The following is a 14962-nucleotide window of genomic DNA, read 5'->3' as shown; positions in this document are numbered from 1 at the left end:
GCTACTCCCCACGGGGCTTTTCGTCTTTACCGTCAATGCCTGAACGCTCAAGCAACTTCTCAGCCGCCGCTTCGATAGTTGCCCGCTTGACCTTGCGGTTACGCTTGCGTTCCATTGCGGTTTTATCTTCATCCCACTGGTCGTAAGCAGTCACAATGTCCGAGACCAAATTGTGGCGCACTACATCAACAGATTCGAGAATTGAGAAGTGAATATCATCTACATTCTTCAGGATTTCACGTACCTGCTTAAGACCGGATGCCTGCCCATTGGGCAAATCAATCTGCGTCACGTCACCGGTAATAACCATCTTGGAGCCAAAGCCCAAACGGGTTAGGAACATCTTCATCTGCTCCACGGTAGTATTCTGAGCCTCATCGAGAATAATGAAGGCGTCATTGAGCGTACGACCGCGCATGTAAGCAAGCGGAGCAACCTCAATAGTGCCTGCCTCCATCAAACGCGGAATAGACTCAGGATCCATCATGTCGTGCAAAGCATCGTAGAGCGGACGCAAGTAAGGGTCAATCTTGTCGTTCAAAGTACCGGGCAAAAAGCCCAGGCGCTCGCCAGCTTCAACAGCCGGTCGCGTGAGAATAATACGATTGACTTCTTTCGCTTGCAATGCCTGAACAGCCTTTGCCATCGTTAGGTAGGTTTTACCGGTACCAGCCGGACCGATGCCGAAAACTACGGTGTTGGCGTCAATAGCATCAACGTAGGTTTTCTGATTGACCGTTTTAGGGCGGATGCTTTTACCACGCGAACTCAGAATATTCTGGCTCATCGCTGAGGCAGGGTTCGCCATTTCAGCAGCGAGCATAGTCAGCATGCGCTGAATAACGTCCGGGGAGATGATGGTGCCACTACTTGCTAGCACGCGCAGTTCAGAAAGCAAACGGACGGTAGTAGCTACGAGGGCAGCTGGGCCGGTAACCACAATATCGAGGTCTTTGGGTCTGATGGTGATACCCGGGAACTGCTGCTCAATGAGTTTCAGCGATGAATCGTGCGCACCCAAGACCGTCACCATTTCACTGCGTGATGAGAAGGTGAAAGTACGAGCCACATTGATGGGACGGTAGGTATCTGTTGTTGGTGTAGTCATATGTCAAGACGCCAGCGGTAGACAGCTGGCAGTCGAACTCCTTAGAGGGTTGAAAGTGACTGTTATTTTTCAGGTTATATCTAGGGCGGGGTGAGCACCCACCCTCCTCACGTTTTTTAAAAGAACTTTTGGTTACCAGGCTTTGCTCCACAGATTCAGTGCAGAGAGAGCAGCGGCTCCCGCGGTTGAGCTACGCAGAACCTCTGTTCCCAATAATCCGACAGAGGCCCCTGCCGCCACTAGCGCGTCCACCTCGGCATCGCTGATACCACCTTCAGGGCCGACCACCACATAAACCTCGGGTACCTGCGCGACGTCTAGAACGCGCAGGTGGTCAGTAAGACGCTGATTGCCCTGTTCGTGAAGGATGAACACAGCAGCACCCTCAGAGGTAACCTCGGCAACCATCTGGGCAAGCTGCTTGGACGAGTGCAAGTCATAGACAGTGGGAATCAGTGCCCGCCGAGACTGCTTAGCTGCCGCTTGAACAGTTTTCTGCCATTTGGCGTAGGACTTGGACGCGCGTTCACCCTTCCAGCGCACAATGGAGCGGTCAGCTGACCAGGGCACGATACCCACCGCACCTAGCTCTGTAGCCATCTCAATCGCCATTAAATCGCGATCGTTTTTGGCGAGTGCTTGCACCAGATAGATGCCAGTTGCCTTAGCCTCCTGCGTGATCGCCCTAATGCGAACAGCTAGCCCTTCTGGAATAACCTGCGCTACTTCCCCCACCAAGCGGGTACCGCACCCATCAGCTATATCAATAGCTTCACCCACGCTCAATCGCTTGACGTTTTTAGCGTGGTGCCCCTCGTCCCCGGTCAGCGTGACGGTATCGCCCACCGCTAACTCGCCCACATCGAGGTCATCGGGGTAGAAAATGGGTGCGGTCATTTTGGTGTACTCCTACTGAAAGCGTTCTTTGAAGCGCGAGAAGAAGCCGCTATTGTGCTTCTGCTCAACGGTTTCACTCACTGCCAAGTCTTCATTACGCGATGCTGCGAACTGCTGCAACAAATCGCGCTGGTGGTCGGTGAGGTCAGTGGGAATCCGAACTTCAAGGTGTACGCGGAGGTTACCGCGTCCGCCCGCACGTAAACGGTTCACGCCCAATTCCTTGAGGGTGACAACATCACCTGACTGAGTGCCGGGCTTAACCAAAATTTCCTGCGGACCATCATAGGTCTCAAGGGTGATAGTGGTACCCAAAGCTGCTGCCGCCATCGAAATAACCATAGTGGCGTGCAAATCATCGCCCTCACGGGTGAAAGTTGAATCCTGGTTGACGTGCAACTCAACGTACAGGTCACCGTTAGGACCACCTGCCACACCCGCTTCACCCTGACCAGCTAGGCGAATACGAGTACCGTCTGCTACACCCGCAGGAATTTTAATAGTGAGCGGCTTGCGCTCGCGCACGCGTCCCTCACCGTAGCACTCGTTACAGGGGGTCTTGATAACGGTGCCGTAACCGTTACAGCTGGGGCACTGCACCGGCTGAACAACGGTACCCAAGATTGACTGCACCTGACGCTGCATGTACCCCTGACCGGCACAGGTATCACAAGTTTCGGGGTGGGTACCGGGCTCAGCTCCTTCACCCGCACAGTGAGAACACACCACAGCTGTATCAACGGTGATTTCTTTATTGATGCCGAAAACAGCTTCACGTAAATTAATACGGACGTTAATCAGCGCATCCTGACCCTGGCGGGTACGGCTTGCCGGGCCCTGGGGCTGCTGGCTGAAGAAGGTGTTGAAAATATCTTCAAATCCACCGAAGCCACTGAAACCGCCACCGCCGCCAAAGCCCTGGGCGTTGCCGTTTTCGTTGCCCGTACGATCATAGATATCGCGCTTCTGCGGGTCAGAAAGAACCTCATAGGCGTGCGATACCCTCTTGAACTCTTCAGCTGCCTCTTCGCCAGGGTTGATATCGGGGTGCAGCTTGCGAGCTTTCGTGCGGTATGCCTTCTTAATCTCTTCAGCGGTGGCATCGCGTGAAACGCCGAGGGTGTCGTAATGGCTGCTCACTAAATATTCTCTTTCTGTAGATCGCTGTGTATTTTTAGAAAAAATGTGGGAGTTAGTGGTTCAAAGTTTTGGAAAGGTAAGATGCTACCGCTCGTACCAGAGTGATATTGCCGGGGTAGTCCATGCGAATGGGCCCCACGATACCTATTTTCGCGGTGTTGTTAAAGCCGTAACCTGTTGCTACCACGGCGGCGTCGGTGAGTGGGTCGAGCTGACTTTCTGCACCGATTTTAACTGAAAATCCCCGTTGATCGTGGGAAAGTTCCTCTAACAACCTTAAGACTACTACCTGTTCCTCTAGAGCATCGAGAATCGGGGCGATGCTGTGAGGAAAATCTTGGGTTGATTGGGCGAGGTAAGAAGTCCCGGCAAAAGTCATACGGTGAGGTTTCGCTTCATCTGCAAGCTGTTGTAGAGCGTCGTTGAGGGCGACGGGGTATGAAGTAGTTTCTCCTGTGCTCGCCGGGCAGACACGTCCTAGTTGTTCCAGGGGTTGCCCGAGGTAGGTGCTACGTAAGAGAGCTGCGATTGCGGCGCTATTAATGTGCTGCCGTTGGCTCTGCCCATTGTGGTCAGTTGCGTCAAACGTCAAGACCCTCTGCAGAACTTCTGCGTTGCTGAGCACCACCAAGACCATGAGCTGTCTATCAGCCACCTCAATAACGTCGATATGCCTAATGGTGAGCGATTCCTCTACTGGGTGCTGAATCACAGCTACCTGCCGGGTGAGTTGCGAGAGCAACCTGACGGTTCGATCCATCAGCTGGTCAATGTCGGTCGCCCCGTCGAGAAACTGGGCTATGGCTCGACGCTGGGGTTCGTTGAGGGGTCTAACTCCGGCTATTTTGTCGACGAAAAGACGGTAGCCATCGTTGGTAGGGATTCTGCCGGCGCTAGCGTGAGGTGCACTAATCAACCCCTGCTCTTCAAGATGAGCCATATCGTTACGAACAGTTGCACTTGAAACACCAAGACTATGACGCTCAATGAGGGCTTTGGAGCCAACCGGCTCACGCGAATGAACGTAGTCCTCAATAATTGCTTGTAAAACCTGAAAATGTCGTTCACGGTTCATGCGGGGCATCCTCCTTTCTCTACGCAGCAGTCCGATAAAAATTAGCACTCTTAGGTGCCCAGTGCTAACACTAACTCTAATACTGTAGAGGCAGTGCGCTCCAGTTCGTACGCTCAAGGCTCAAGGGTAGCGCGTAGAATACTGATGTAGATACGTGCGCTAACCACCAAGGAGACACTATGAGCCAGCCCTGGGGTGCCCGAGATTTGGGTGCTTTATCTCAACAACACCGTGGTACGGCATCCCGCGCCCTCTACCTAGCGCCTAGGCTTCTTCTAGAGGATGTTGAGAGCGGCTGGGTAGGGGTCGTTGTCTCTTTTGAGACTATCGGAGGCATGCAGGTGTTCGGTCTAGAGGACGCTGCCGGGCGGGTTAAAAAGTTCCCGTTGGGCGCCGGTTTTCTTCTAGAAGGGCAGCCTGTCACGGTGGTTGCACCCAGGAGTAAAAAACAAGCCCCAGTGCGTAAGATTTCCCGTTCGGGCTCCTTTGAGGTTGCCAATGCGCCTGCGAAGGTGGCGCGCGCGTCCCGTCTGTGGGTTGAAGGTACGCACGATGCAGAATTGATTGAGAAAGTCTGGGGTCACGACCTACGTGTGGAGGGCATTGTCGTAGAGCCCCTGCACGGTGTTGATGACCTTGCCGCTGCTATGAGGAGTTTCGCACCGGGGCCGCAGCGTAAACTCGGTATTTTGGTGGATCACCTCATCAGCGGAACCAAAGAAAGTCGCATCGTTACCGAAGCGCTCGCCGTTCCCGGTGCCCGCGGTAACGTGGAAATTGTTGGTCACCCCTTTGTTGATGTCTGGCAGGCTATCAAACCCCAGGCGCTGGGATTAAGCCGCTGGCCCACCGTGCCCCGCAGCGAAGAATGGAAAAAGGGCATGCTCAAACGGTTAGGGCTCCCCCACGATTCGCAGGAAGACATCGCTCACGCCTGGAAGTTCATGCTCTCAAAAGTTAATTCGTACGCTGATTTAGAACCCAGTATTTTGGGACCGGTAGAATCCCTCATTGATTTTCTCACCGACGATGTGAAGAAAGTGTGACATAAATCTTTCGAAGATTTACCGTAAATGTGGGGTTTGAAACTGCGCCTGTTACCGCTCAGTATCTAAAATATTCAAGAACCCCGTAGCCTGTTGTAATGACACTAACAGAGCTTCACCCTGCTTGATCTTTACCCTTTTATGAAAACGAGTACATTCTTGAAAACAACCTCACAGGTTCCCGCCGAATCGCAGTTTAATGGCACCGCAGCAGCTGCCGGCAAACTGAGCGTTGCTGAAGACAGAAATATAGCGACGCTCGCCCATTTTGGTGGTGTACTGGGTTGCATTCCCTCAGCAGTTATCTACTACCTGTACAAAGGACGCGCGCCTTTCGCCCAGCAGGAAGCCCGCGAGGCATTGAACTTCACTCTGCTGCCTACCATTATTGCGTTGGCATCATTCTTCTTATCAAGCCTTCCCGGCATTGGATGGATTTTCGGTTTGGTAGCAGCGCTAGTGTGGGTTATACTGGCGAGTATGTCGCTCTATGCAGGTATTCGTGTTAACCGCGGCAACCCCTACCAGTACCCACTGAACACCCGCCTCTTCGATGTGATTCGTGTTCGTCGCTAGGGTTATCTGTTTCACCAACAAGTTTTCATAGATAAACCGCCTCTCTTCATTTCATGAAGAGAGGCGGTTTCTTGATTAAAAGAACTGTTTATAGTTCGGGGAGCAACTCACGAGTAACAGCATCGCCCAGCAGTCTGCCATTGAGGGTGAGAACAAGGCGTCCGTTTTTCAAGGCTTCAGGCTCAACTAAGTCTTGGTTCAGCAACCACTGAAGTTTAGCGTCCAGAGCCTGCCCGTGTACCTGCTGTAGTTTGTTGATTGAATACCCCTCAATGGTTCGCACCATGAGCATGATGTCCTCAAAGTTCTTGGTCTTTTCTCCGAGAACTTCACGGGCTGCCGCCGGGGACTGCCCGAGGCAGATCTTACCGGAGTAAGCCACGGGGTGCTTAACATTCCACCATCGGGTGCCATTCAGATGTGAATGAGCACCGGGCCCAACACCCCACCAATCCTGGTTCTTCCAGTAGGCAAAGTTGTGGGTACTGCGGGTTTCCCGCGATGAAGCATAGTTCGATACCTCGTACCAGCTGTAGCCAGCAGCGGTGAGATGTTTCTCTGCCAGCAAGTACATATCTGCCATCAGATCATCGTCGGGCATCTCATACTCCCCACGACGAATCTGTGCCGCGAGCTTGGTTCCGTCTTCAACAATCAGTGAGTAGGCAGAAATATGATCGGGCGCGTAAGAAATAGCGGCTTTGACAGACTTCTCCCACTGTTCCAGACTCTCCCCCGGCGTGCCGTAAATAAGATCAACAGAGACCTGCAGACCGGCATCTTTAGCCCACTGCACCACCTTGGGAACATTCGCTGGGGTGTGGGTGCGATCAAGCACCTGCAAAACCTCCGGCACCGCCGACTGCATACCAAATGAAACTCTGGTAAACCCACCGGCAGCTAAAATCTGTAGGTCTTCAGCAGTCACAGAATCAGGGTTGGCTTCGGTCGTAACCTCAGCGCCCTCTTCAAGACCAAAAAGCTCAACAGCGCGCTGCAAGATTTTCACCAGGTCTGTAGCCGGTAATTTGGTTGGCGTACCACCACCAAAGAAAACAGTGTGCAGCTTCCGCTCAGGTAGGGCGGAGGAGCGCATCACCTGCTGCGCAAAGTCCAACTCGGCACACGCGTCCTGAGCATAGGTTTCTAACCCCACACCATTACCGAAATCGTCAGTGGCGTAGGTATTGAAATCACAGTACCCACAGCGCACCGAACAAAAAGGAACGTGAACATAGAGACTTAACGTGCGCTGCTCCGCACCGATAGCAGATTCCTGTGGAACCATTCCATCAAGCGGAGCAGGCATGCCCAAAGGCTGAGCAGGGGTCACTTCTTCGACTTGTCCTTTGACTCTTCGCCAGATGATAAAGCAGCGATGAATGCCTCCTGAGGCACCTCCACGCGTCCCACCATCTTCATGCGTTTCTTACCTTCCTTCTGCTTTTCCAGCAGCTTACGCTTACGCGAAATATCGCCGCCGTAGCACTTCGACAGAACGTCCTTGCGGATAGCGCGAATGTTCTCACGGGCAATAATACGTGAGCCAATAGCTGCCTGAATGGGCACCTCAAACTGCTGGCGAGGAATCAGCTCGCGCAGCTTGGCAGTCATCATCACGCCGTAAGAATAAGCCTTGTCCTTGTGGGTGATGGCGCTAAATGCATCCACTTTTTCGCCCTGCAAGAGAATATCGACCTTGACCAAATCTGATTCTTCTTCGCCATCGAGCTTCCAGTCCAAGGACGCATAGCCGCGGGTCTTAGACTTGAGCTGGTCGAAGAAATCAAAAACGATTTCAGCCAGAGGCAGGCGGTAGCGCAGCTCCACGCGTTCCTGCGAAAGGTAGTCCATACCACCCATTGCGCCGCGACGCTGCTGGCACAGCTCCATAATCGCACCCACGAACTCGTTGGGGGCAATAATAGTGGTAGCAACCATCGGTTCTTTGATGGTCGCGATTTTACCCTCAGGGAACTCACTGGGGTTGGTCACGCGCTGAGCGGTACCGTCTTCAGCAACCACATCGTAAATAACGTTGGGTGAGGTGGAGATCAGGTCAAGGTTGAACTCGCGCTCCAGACGCTCACGCACAATCTCAAGGTGCAAAAGACCCAAGAAACCAACACGGAAACCGAAGCCCAGAGCCGCCGAAGTCTCAGGTTCATAAACCAGAGCCGCGTCATTGAGCTTGAGCTTATCAAGGGCATCACGCAACACGGGGTAATCAGAGCCATCAATCGGGAACAAGCCTGAGAACACCATCGGCTTGGGATCCTCATAACCACCGAGAGACTCTTCAGCACCGTTTTGAGCAGAGGTGACAGTATCACCCACACGCGACTGGCGAACATCCTTCACACCGGTAATCAAGTAACCAACCTCGCCCACACCAAGACCCTTAGTCGGCACAGGCTCAGGCGAAATCACACCGATTTCCAACAAATCGTGCTCAGCACCCGTAGACATCATCTTGATGCGCTGGCGAGGCTTCAAACTGCCATCAACCACACGAACATAAGTCACTACGCCGCGGTAAGAGTCATAAACAGAGTCAAAAATCATCGCTCGGGCAGGTGCGTCCTCTTTACCTTGAGGGGCAGGCAGCAAATCAACGATGCGGTCAAGCAGCTCAGTGACGCCCTCACCAGTTTTACCCGAAACACGCAATACGTCCTCAGGCTCAACACCAATCAAATTCGCTAACTCTTCTGCATACTTATCAGGCTGCGCAGCAGGTAGGTCAATCTTGTTCAGCACCGGAATAATGGTCAAATCATTTTCCATTGCAAGATAAAGGTTCGCCAGAGTCTGCGCCTCAATGCCTTGGGCAGCATCGACCAGCAACAAGGCACCCTCACACGCAGCCAGAGAACGAGACACCTCATAGGTGAAGTCAACGTGACCGGGGGTATCAATCATATTAAGTGCGTAGTTCACGCCATCTTTTTCCCAGGGCATGCGAACAGCCTGAGACTTAATGGTGATGCCGCGCTCGCGTTCAATATCCATGCGGTCAAGGTACTGAGCCTTCATCTCGCGGGGGGTCACCACACCGGTTGCCTGCAACATGCGATCAGCAAGAGTGGACTTGCCGTGGTCAATGTGCGCAATGATGCAGAAGTTACGGATGATAGAGGGCTCTGTAGAGGCCGGAACCGGAGGGTTAGTCGCCAAAGGTGACACGTAGGTTGAGTCCTTTCCGCATGCGCGTGGGCGCGAAACCGAAAATAGTGATGAAACGAGTGCACGAAGAAAATCAAAAGTGCATATTTACACCACAGTCTAGCAAAAATTCATATCTGACCCGCTGTGCATGGTATTACAGCCTCTATCAAGTTGGCGAGCCACCGCTAAAGTGAGAGGTATGAAATTTAATATTCGCACCCTGCTTAGTCTCGGTCAGCGTGCCTACAGGGAATACCAAAAGATTCAACGTAAATCTCAGGGGTCAAGTTTCGGCACCGACTCTTCCCCTGCCAACAGCGGCGCATCACGTCCATCTCGGCAGCAGCCCTCAACCCCGATACCTCGCTCTGACTCGTCCATCTACCCCGGTGATTTCCGCGGACGTATTCGCCCCCAGTACTCTCCCGCTCCCGATGGCTCCCCTGACCCCGGTGAAGTGGTCTGGACGTGGGTGCCCTACGAAGACGATTACAATCAGGGCAAAGACCGCCCGGTACTACTTATCGGCAAAGACGGTGAATACCTGCTGGCACTGATGCTCACCAGCAAAGACAACACCAACGCCTATAATCGTGACCCTAACTACCTTGATATTGGTTCGGGCCCCTGGGACAAGAAAGGGCGACCCTCAGAAATTAAGCTCAACCGAATTATTCGGGTACGCGAGGACGCCGTGCGGCGAGAAGGTGCCATCATGCCCGAATCAACCTTTAACACGGTTATCAATGCGCTAAATAATCTTGCTTAGCCCCTTGCCCTTGCGCCCCGGTCTTTGCCCTATCAACACGGTAAAACTGTGGTACACATCGTAAAGCCCTTTACCTTTATTTCTGGTAAAGTTCATACTTGTGTGTCCGATGGTCATCGGATACAGCTGGTTGATTGCCATAGGCATCCCCACGCCGCTCAGTCGATGATCGACCAGCGTCGCCCTCACCGACCAATTAGACAAACAGAAAGTTTATAAACGTGGCTAACATCAAGTCTCAGAAGAAGCGCATTCTCACCAACGAGAAGGCTCGCCTGCGTAACAACACCATCAAGTCAGACCTCAAGACCAGCATCCGCAAGGTCAACGAGGCTGTTGAGGCAGCGAACGTAGAAGCAGCGAACGAAGCGCTTCGTAACGCAAGCCGCAAGCTCGACAAAGCAGTTTCAAAGGGTGTTCTTCACAAAAAGAACGCTGCAAACAAGAAGTCAGGTTTGGCTGCTCGCGTCAGCAAGCTTTCAGCATAAGTTTTCGCTTATGAACCCGGTACCCCGATAAAGGGTCTGTGGTAAACACATAGGGCTCCACCTTGAGGTGGGGCCCTATGTTTGCAAGTAAGATTATGCGGGACGCAGCCACTGGTATCTAAGATTCACGAACGTCCGGCGCGAGCTATTGCTAACACAGCTTTTTCTAGGGGATAGAGAGAATCCGCAGCTTCTCCTTTGAGAGCTGCATCGGCATCAGCTAGCACGCTAAAGATATGGGCAAGGTCTGCGGCGGAGAACCTTCGAGAGTCACGCTGTGCTTGCTGAGCCTGCCAGGGTGCCATGCCCTCCACGCGTCCTGAAGAACCGTGTACTTTGGCGATATTACGCATTTTTAGGGCGAGAGCCCCGACTAGCGGAATAGGTTCAGCACCTGAATCTAAAGCATTTCGCAGGAGTTTGAGAGCAAGAGCAGGTTGAGCCGAAACGGCTGCATCCGCTACCTTGAAAGCTGTCACTTCTACACGATCACCGTAGTATTTTTCAACAAGTTCAAGGGATATAGCACCGGCAGAATCATCGATGAGCTGCCTGCAGGCTGAGGCGAGTTCAGCGACATCGCTACCAGTTGCAGCTACAAGGGTGCGTACAGCTTCTGGGGCAATCTGGCGCCCGGCACTTTTTACCGTAAAAAATACAAAGTCTTGTTTATCTTTATCGCTTTTGAGGGGCTTGGTCTCGATAAAAGGAAAAGGGCTCTTTTTGAAGGTGTCGAGCAGTTTTTTACCCTTGTTACCCCCTGCGTGAGAGAAAACTACCACCGACTCAGGATCAGGTGATGCCAAGTAGTTCAACGCATCGGGCAGAAAATCATCATTCATCGAAGCTAACCCATCAACCTCAACAATCTTCGCCCCACCGAAAAGTGAGGGGCTAGTCTCTGCAATGAGCTGACCGCTAGTGTAGGTACTGGCAGAGAGAGAAATGATTTCTACGTCGTCATGGACGGCACGGAAGTCAGCTCGGATTTTCTCTTTGGCTTTCTGCGTGAAGTACTCTTCAGAGCCATAAAGCATTACTACGGGCGCCGGTGCTACTGTACGCCAAGCGTGGGTTGGTGCTGCGGTGCTACGTGCCATTGAAGACTCCTCGCCTTGAGCTGCGTGCCAGATTCTGCTCATCCAAGCATATAGGTCGCACGCAGTTTCGGGCTACTTAGAGGTGTGTAGACGCACTTGGTCAGTATCACGGTAGAGGGCAATGTGCCCATCGTGGGCAGTGTTGTACAGGGCGACACCTCCTGCTGTAAGGTGGTCGGTAATCTCTCGGTGCGGGTGCCCGTAGTCATTATGAGTTCCCGCAGAAATAAGGGCTACTGTAGGTTGAACTTTTCGGTAGAGTGCCGTTCCCGAGCCCTTAGAACCGTGGTGGGGTACTGCCACCACATCAGCCGAAAGATCGCCTGACGTTGCCAGCAGCCGTCTGACGCCTTCTTCTTCGAGATCACCCGGTGCAAGGTAGGTCAGTGGGTCACTGCCAGCGCACATCAGCTCAGTGTGGCTCACGAGTGACGCATTATTTTCGCTGGCAGAATCACCTCTGCCCTCTCTTCGTGCCCGGTAGGGCTGAGAAGACAATCGGTCAGATTGAGCGTTCGCTGCAGGCTCCTGACCTCCAAACGGCGCTAGGATGCGAGTCGTTAGCTGGCAAGCACTCCCCTGCCAGCTAAGAGTATCTCCCGCTGCCAGGTGAATAGCTGCTCTTGATGATGTGCCAAAAACTTTTGAAGTATAGAGGGGCGGCTCCCTAGGAAGAGCCGAGAGAGCCCCCACATGGTCACTGTGGTTATGGGTCAGTATCACAGCATCAATACGTTCTACCCCGGCATAGCGCAGGCAGTCGGTGAGCGCGTCCGGAGAGTCCCCCGTATCAATGAGCACCGCGCTATTGTCATCGGTGCGTAGTAGCGCTGCGCTCCCCTGCCCTACATCGCACGTTATTACCGCCCATTGAGGAGGTACCAGATGGTGTTTGCCGCCAAAATGCAAGCCAGCGATGATACCTACGACGGCTGCAATCGTCCACAGAATCACAGTGGTTTTGAGGCGGTGGTTCTTTGCACCACCGTTGGTGGATTTCATAGCTGCCCCCGATTACTGCTGAGGTAAACGCGAGCACCGGTTCGCCAATCACTGACTATCACGAGGGCACTCAGAGCAGCCACTGCTGCAAAGATAAGGGCGATGTTCAGGACGCTTGGTTCAACAGGAATGCTGCTAGAAGGTAGCGCTGAAGTAGCGGTAGCGATGTTAATCAGGAGTTGTACCAGCGCTCCCGCTGCGGTTGAGCAACCGTCAACGATAAAGCTAACAGCCGGTGATGCAGCACCGGGAGTAAGCACCACAATTACGATGCCCAGAACTGTCACGGGAGCTACCAGCGGCGTTGCCAGTACATTGGCAAGGACGGTATATGTTTGGATTTCTCCTACCATGAGAACGAGAAGGGGTAGGCACCACAGCCCTGCTGCCACAGGAATTGCTATCACTTCAGCTACCACCAGCGGTAGCACGGTTGCCATGTGCCGAGCCAGAGCCGGTGCCAGCAGAATCAGCGCGGCAGTAGCACTGACAGAAAGAGCAAAACCAAAGTTGAGGGCATAATCAGCACGGGCTACTAAGCTGATGATAACAGCGCTTGATAATAAAGGCAGTGAGTAGCGTCCTGTGCCCAAAAGCATGGCGCTAGCTCCTAAGAGACCCATCGTGAGAGCCCGCAGGGCTGAAGGCTCATGCCCCACCATCAGGGCGTAAGCGATAATCACCGTCACGCCGGCAACGATGCAGAAACTTCTGCCAGCTCTTAGCCACTGCAGCAGTCTGTACCCCAATAAGAACATGAGGGTAATATTTGCTCCAGAGACAGCGGTGAGGTGAGTGAGCCCAGCCTGTTGAAAACTGGTCTTGGTTTTCTCGCGCATGCCTGCGTCATCGCCGTACGTCATGCCCAAGACGAGAGCCGTTTGGTCATCGTTAAGAATGCTTGATACCTGATGACGGGTTGTTTCTCGCATTGTGTTACGCCAACGGTCAATGGGATGTACCTGCTTGCCCAGTGCTACACCGCTCCATGAAGCGAGGGGCACAGCCGTTGCAGAGCTTAACCTGAGGTAGGAACCTTGGATCTCTAAGACTCCGGTGAGCTTCACTTTCTGGGCTTGGGGAAGGATCTGTGGGGTGAAGACCGTCAAAGAAATTTCGCGGTGCGGGGTGTGAAGGTGCTGCCCGCGGTGTAAGGCTAGAACTTGCACGGTAGTTCGCGCAGAATGATTGACGTGTTCGCTGGCTGTTACGACACCCTCGATTCGTACCAGCTCGCCGTGTGCCGCCTGAAGGTGGCGTGCATCTGCCACGGTGCCGTTGACGCTCAGAAGGGCAAGCTGCACCAGCGTCAGCAGACCTGCAAACGTAATGGTGACCGGTACACCGTGCGCCATTCCGGCAGCTGCGCTCAGAGCAGTCACAACTACTAGAAAAACAACCAGCTGCGGGCGTGCAAGCACCATTGCAGTTACCAGCCATACGCTCAGGGCAGCGGGTACCAGCCGTACGTCAATGATTCGCGGTTTAGCACGGGCATGTTCGTTCTTGCTCCGAGCTTTAGATGGGGCAGATGTGAGGGCGAACATCAGACGGTCACCAGCGGCAGTAGGCGTTCTAGCGTCGCGGGCCCTATGCCGCTAACCTGGTCTAGTTCTTCGGGCAGCTGAAAACTGCCGTTGGCTTGCCGCCAGTCAATAATCTTTTGGGCGGTGGATGGTCCCACGCTGGGCAGGGTTTGCAGCTCTTCACTGGTAGCTGTGTTGATATTAATTTTCTGCCCAACAGCAGCTGAATTGGTGTTCCTTGTTTCGGGCACCTTGGCAGAAACGGGCTGCTCAGGACGCGCCTGCTCACCGATTACCGGAACATAAAGCTGAGTTCCATCGGTCAGCGGAGCAGCCAAATTAACCGTTGAGGTATCAGCCTCAGAGGTTACTCCCCCGGCTTTCTCCACTGCCTCGATAGCACGAGCACCAGCTGGTAGCTCAAAAACCCCCGGAGAGTTCACCGCACCTGTGACGTGTACTAGTAGGGGTTGTTCGCCAGATTGCACAAGCTGGGCAGAGTTTCCCCTCTCGGCGGTGGCAGGGTCAGGTTCCGAAGTAGATCTCATCACATCACCTGTTGAAGGTGGTTGGGTCTCTAATACCTGCTGCGTGAGGGATACCGACTGAGAATCTTCCGGGGTGCTGAGAGTAAAACCAATAATTACCGCACTGATTGCCACCACTGAACCAATGAGCACTTTTGGAAGTGCCGGCGGTCGCCAGCGCACTACGCTACGTCGCAGTGGTTGAGGTTGAATGCCCTCTTCTGAGTCGGCGAGCTGTTCATAGTGGTGGGCGCTGCGAGACCCGGTGAAGTCCGGGCGGACGCGCCCCGCAGCTTGCCGCCGTCTAGCAAGCAGCTGTGCGACCGCGTCCGTGGAGTCGTGAGGTTCTAGGGGTTCTTGGTTCATGCCCCCAGAATAAATCTAGATTCTCGGTGTGCCCAGAGAAAGCTGAAAATCTGTGGATACCCCGCCTCTAAACGGTAGTATCCACACCTGTGGGTGTCCACAATTGCTGTGTGTCCACAATTTTTTACTGTGGAAAATTCACCCCCATTTTCTCTCAAGCTGAAAGATACGCGG

14 protein-coding genes are annotated in these 14962 nt (G+C 53.5%); 4 read left to right on the top strand and 10 right to left on the bottom strand.

Annotated elements, in window-relative coordinates; genetic code table 11:
• Position 1 precedes the first annotated feature (1 nt).
• The 4 genes from JTP09_RS00595 to hrcA all read right to left on the bottom strand — a co-directional run bounded on the left by JTP09_RS00595 (position 2) and on the right by hrcA (position 4220).
• Complete coding sequence (locus JTP09_RS00595) at positions 2–1108, bottom strand: PhoH family protein (RefSeq protein WP_370592457.1); 1107 nt, start codon at positions 1106–1108, stop codon at positions 2–4.
• A 132-nt stretch (positions 1109–1240) separates the two neighbouring features.
• Positions 1241–2005: a 16S rRNA (uracil(1498)-N(3))-methyltransferase gene (locus tag JTP09_RS00590; RefSeq protein ID WP_204875869.1), complete on the bottom strand. Its 765-nt coding sequence runs from the start codon at positions 2003–2005 to the stop codon at positions 1241–1243.
• Positions 2006–2017: 12 nt separating this feature from the next.
• Positions 2018–3145 (bottom strand): molecular chaperone DnaJ, encoded by a 1128-nt coding sequence (gene dnaJ, locus JTP09_RS00585; RefSeq protein ID WP_204875868.1) that lies wholly within the window; start codon positions 3143–3145, stop codon positions 2018–2020.
• Between the two features lie 52 nt (positions 3146–3197).
• Positions 3198–4220: a heat-inducible transcriptional repressor HrcA gene (gene hrcA, locus JTP09_RS00580; RefSeq protein WP_204875866.1), complete on the bottom strand. Its 1023-nt coding sequence runs from the start codon at positions 4218–4220 to the stop codon at positions 3198–3200.
• A gap of 179 nt (positions 4221–4399) precedes the next feature.
• On the opposite strand from hrcA, the gene JTP09_RS00575 reads away from it, so the two are divergent.
• On the top strand, positions 4400–5266 hold the full coding sequence (locus JTP09_RS00575; protein WP_204875863.1) for a DUF3097 family protein: 867 nt from the start codon (positions 4400–4402) through the stop codon (positions 5264–5266).
• Positions 5267–5425: 159 nt separating this feature from the next.
• Entirely contained in the window at positions 5426–5842 is a 417-nt protein-coding gene (locus tag JTP09_RS00570) for a DUF4870 domain-containing protein (protein ID WP_239478536.1), read from the top strand.
• 88 nt (positions 5843–5930) lie between these two features.
• Here JTP09_RS00570 and hemW read toward each other — a convergent pair whose 3' ends face one another.
• Both hemW and lepA read right to left on the bottom strand, forming a co-directional pair.
• Positions 5931–7175, bottom strand: coding sequence for a radical SAM family heme chaperone HemW (gene hemW, locus JTP09_RS00565; protein ID WP_370592456.1), 1245 nt, complete (start codon positions 7173–7175; stop codon positions 5931–5933).
• Positions 7172–9028: a translation elongation factor 4 gene (gene lepA, locus JTP09_RS00560; RefSeq protein WP_204875860.1), complete on the bottom strand. Its 1857-nt coding sequence runs from the start codon at positions 9026–9028 to the stop codon at positions 7172–7174. Before lepA ends, hemW begins: the two co-directional genes overlap by 4 nt.
• Before the next feature lie 181 nt (positions 9029–9209).
• On the opposite strand from lepA, the gene JTP09_RS00555 reads away from it, so the two are divergent.
• Together JTP09_RS00555 and rpsT are read left to right on the top strand one after the other, a co-directional pair.
• Positions 9210–9779, top strand: a complete 570-nt coding sequence (locus JTP09_RS00555) for a type II toxin-antitoxin system PemK/MazF family toxin (protein ID WP_204875859.1) — start codon at positions 9210–9212, stop codon at positions 9777–9779.
• A 221-nt stretch (positions 9780–10000) separates the two neighbouring features.
• A complete protein-coding gene (rpsT, locus tag JTP09_RS00550; protein WP_204875857.1) occupies positions 10001–10267 on the top strand; it encodes a 30S ribosomal protein S20 in 267 nt (88 codons plus the stop codon).
• Positions 10268–10392: 125 nt separating this feature from the next.
• On the opposite strand, the gene holA is transcribed toward rpsT, so the two are convergent.
• The 4 genes from holA to JTP09_RS00530 all read right to left on the bottom strand — a co-directional run bounded on the left by holA (position 10393) and on the right by JTP09_RS00530 (position 14788).
• Entirely contained in the window at positions 10393–11367 is a 975-nt protein-coding gene (holA, locus tag JTP09_RS00545) for a DNA polymerase III subunit delta (RefSeq protein ID WP_204875855.1), read from the bottom strand.
• Positions 11368–11439: 72 nt separating this feature from the next.
• Positions 11440–12369: a ComEC/Rec2 family competence protein gene (locus JTP09_RS00540; RefSeq protein ID WP_204875853.1), complete on the bottom strand. Its 930-nt coding sequence runs from the start codon at positions 12367–12369 to the stop codon at positions 11440–11442.
• Positions 12366–13793 (bottom strand): ComEC/Rec2 family competence protein, encoded by a 1428-nt coding sequence (locus tag JTP09_RS00535; protein WP_204875851.1) that lies wholly within the window; start codon positions 13791–13793, stop codon positions 12366–12368. Before JTP09_RS00535 ends, JTP09_RS00540 begins: the two co-directional genes overlap by 4 nt.
• A gap of 122 nt (positions 13794–13915) precedes the next feature.
• Positions 13916–14788: a helix-hairpin-helix domain-containing protein gene (locus tag JTP09_RS00530; protein WP_204875849.1), complete on the bottom strand. Its 873-nt coding sequence runs from the start codon at positions 14786–14788 to the stop codon at positions 13916–13918.
• Positions 14789–14962 lie beyond the last annotated feature (174 nt).

The organism is Rothia sp. ZJ1223 (assembly GCF_016900985.1).
Taxonomy (GTDB): Bacteria; Actinomycetota; Actinomycetes; order Actinomycetales; family Micrococcaceae; genus Rothia.
Note: the sequence above shows the minus strand (reverse complement) of the source record. Positions and strands in the feature narration are given on the sequence as shown.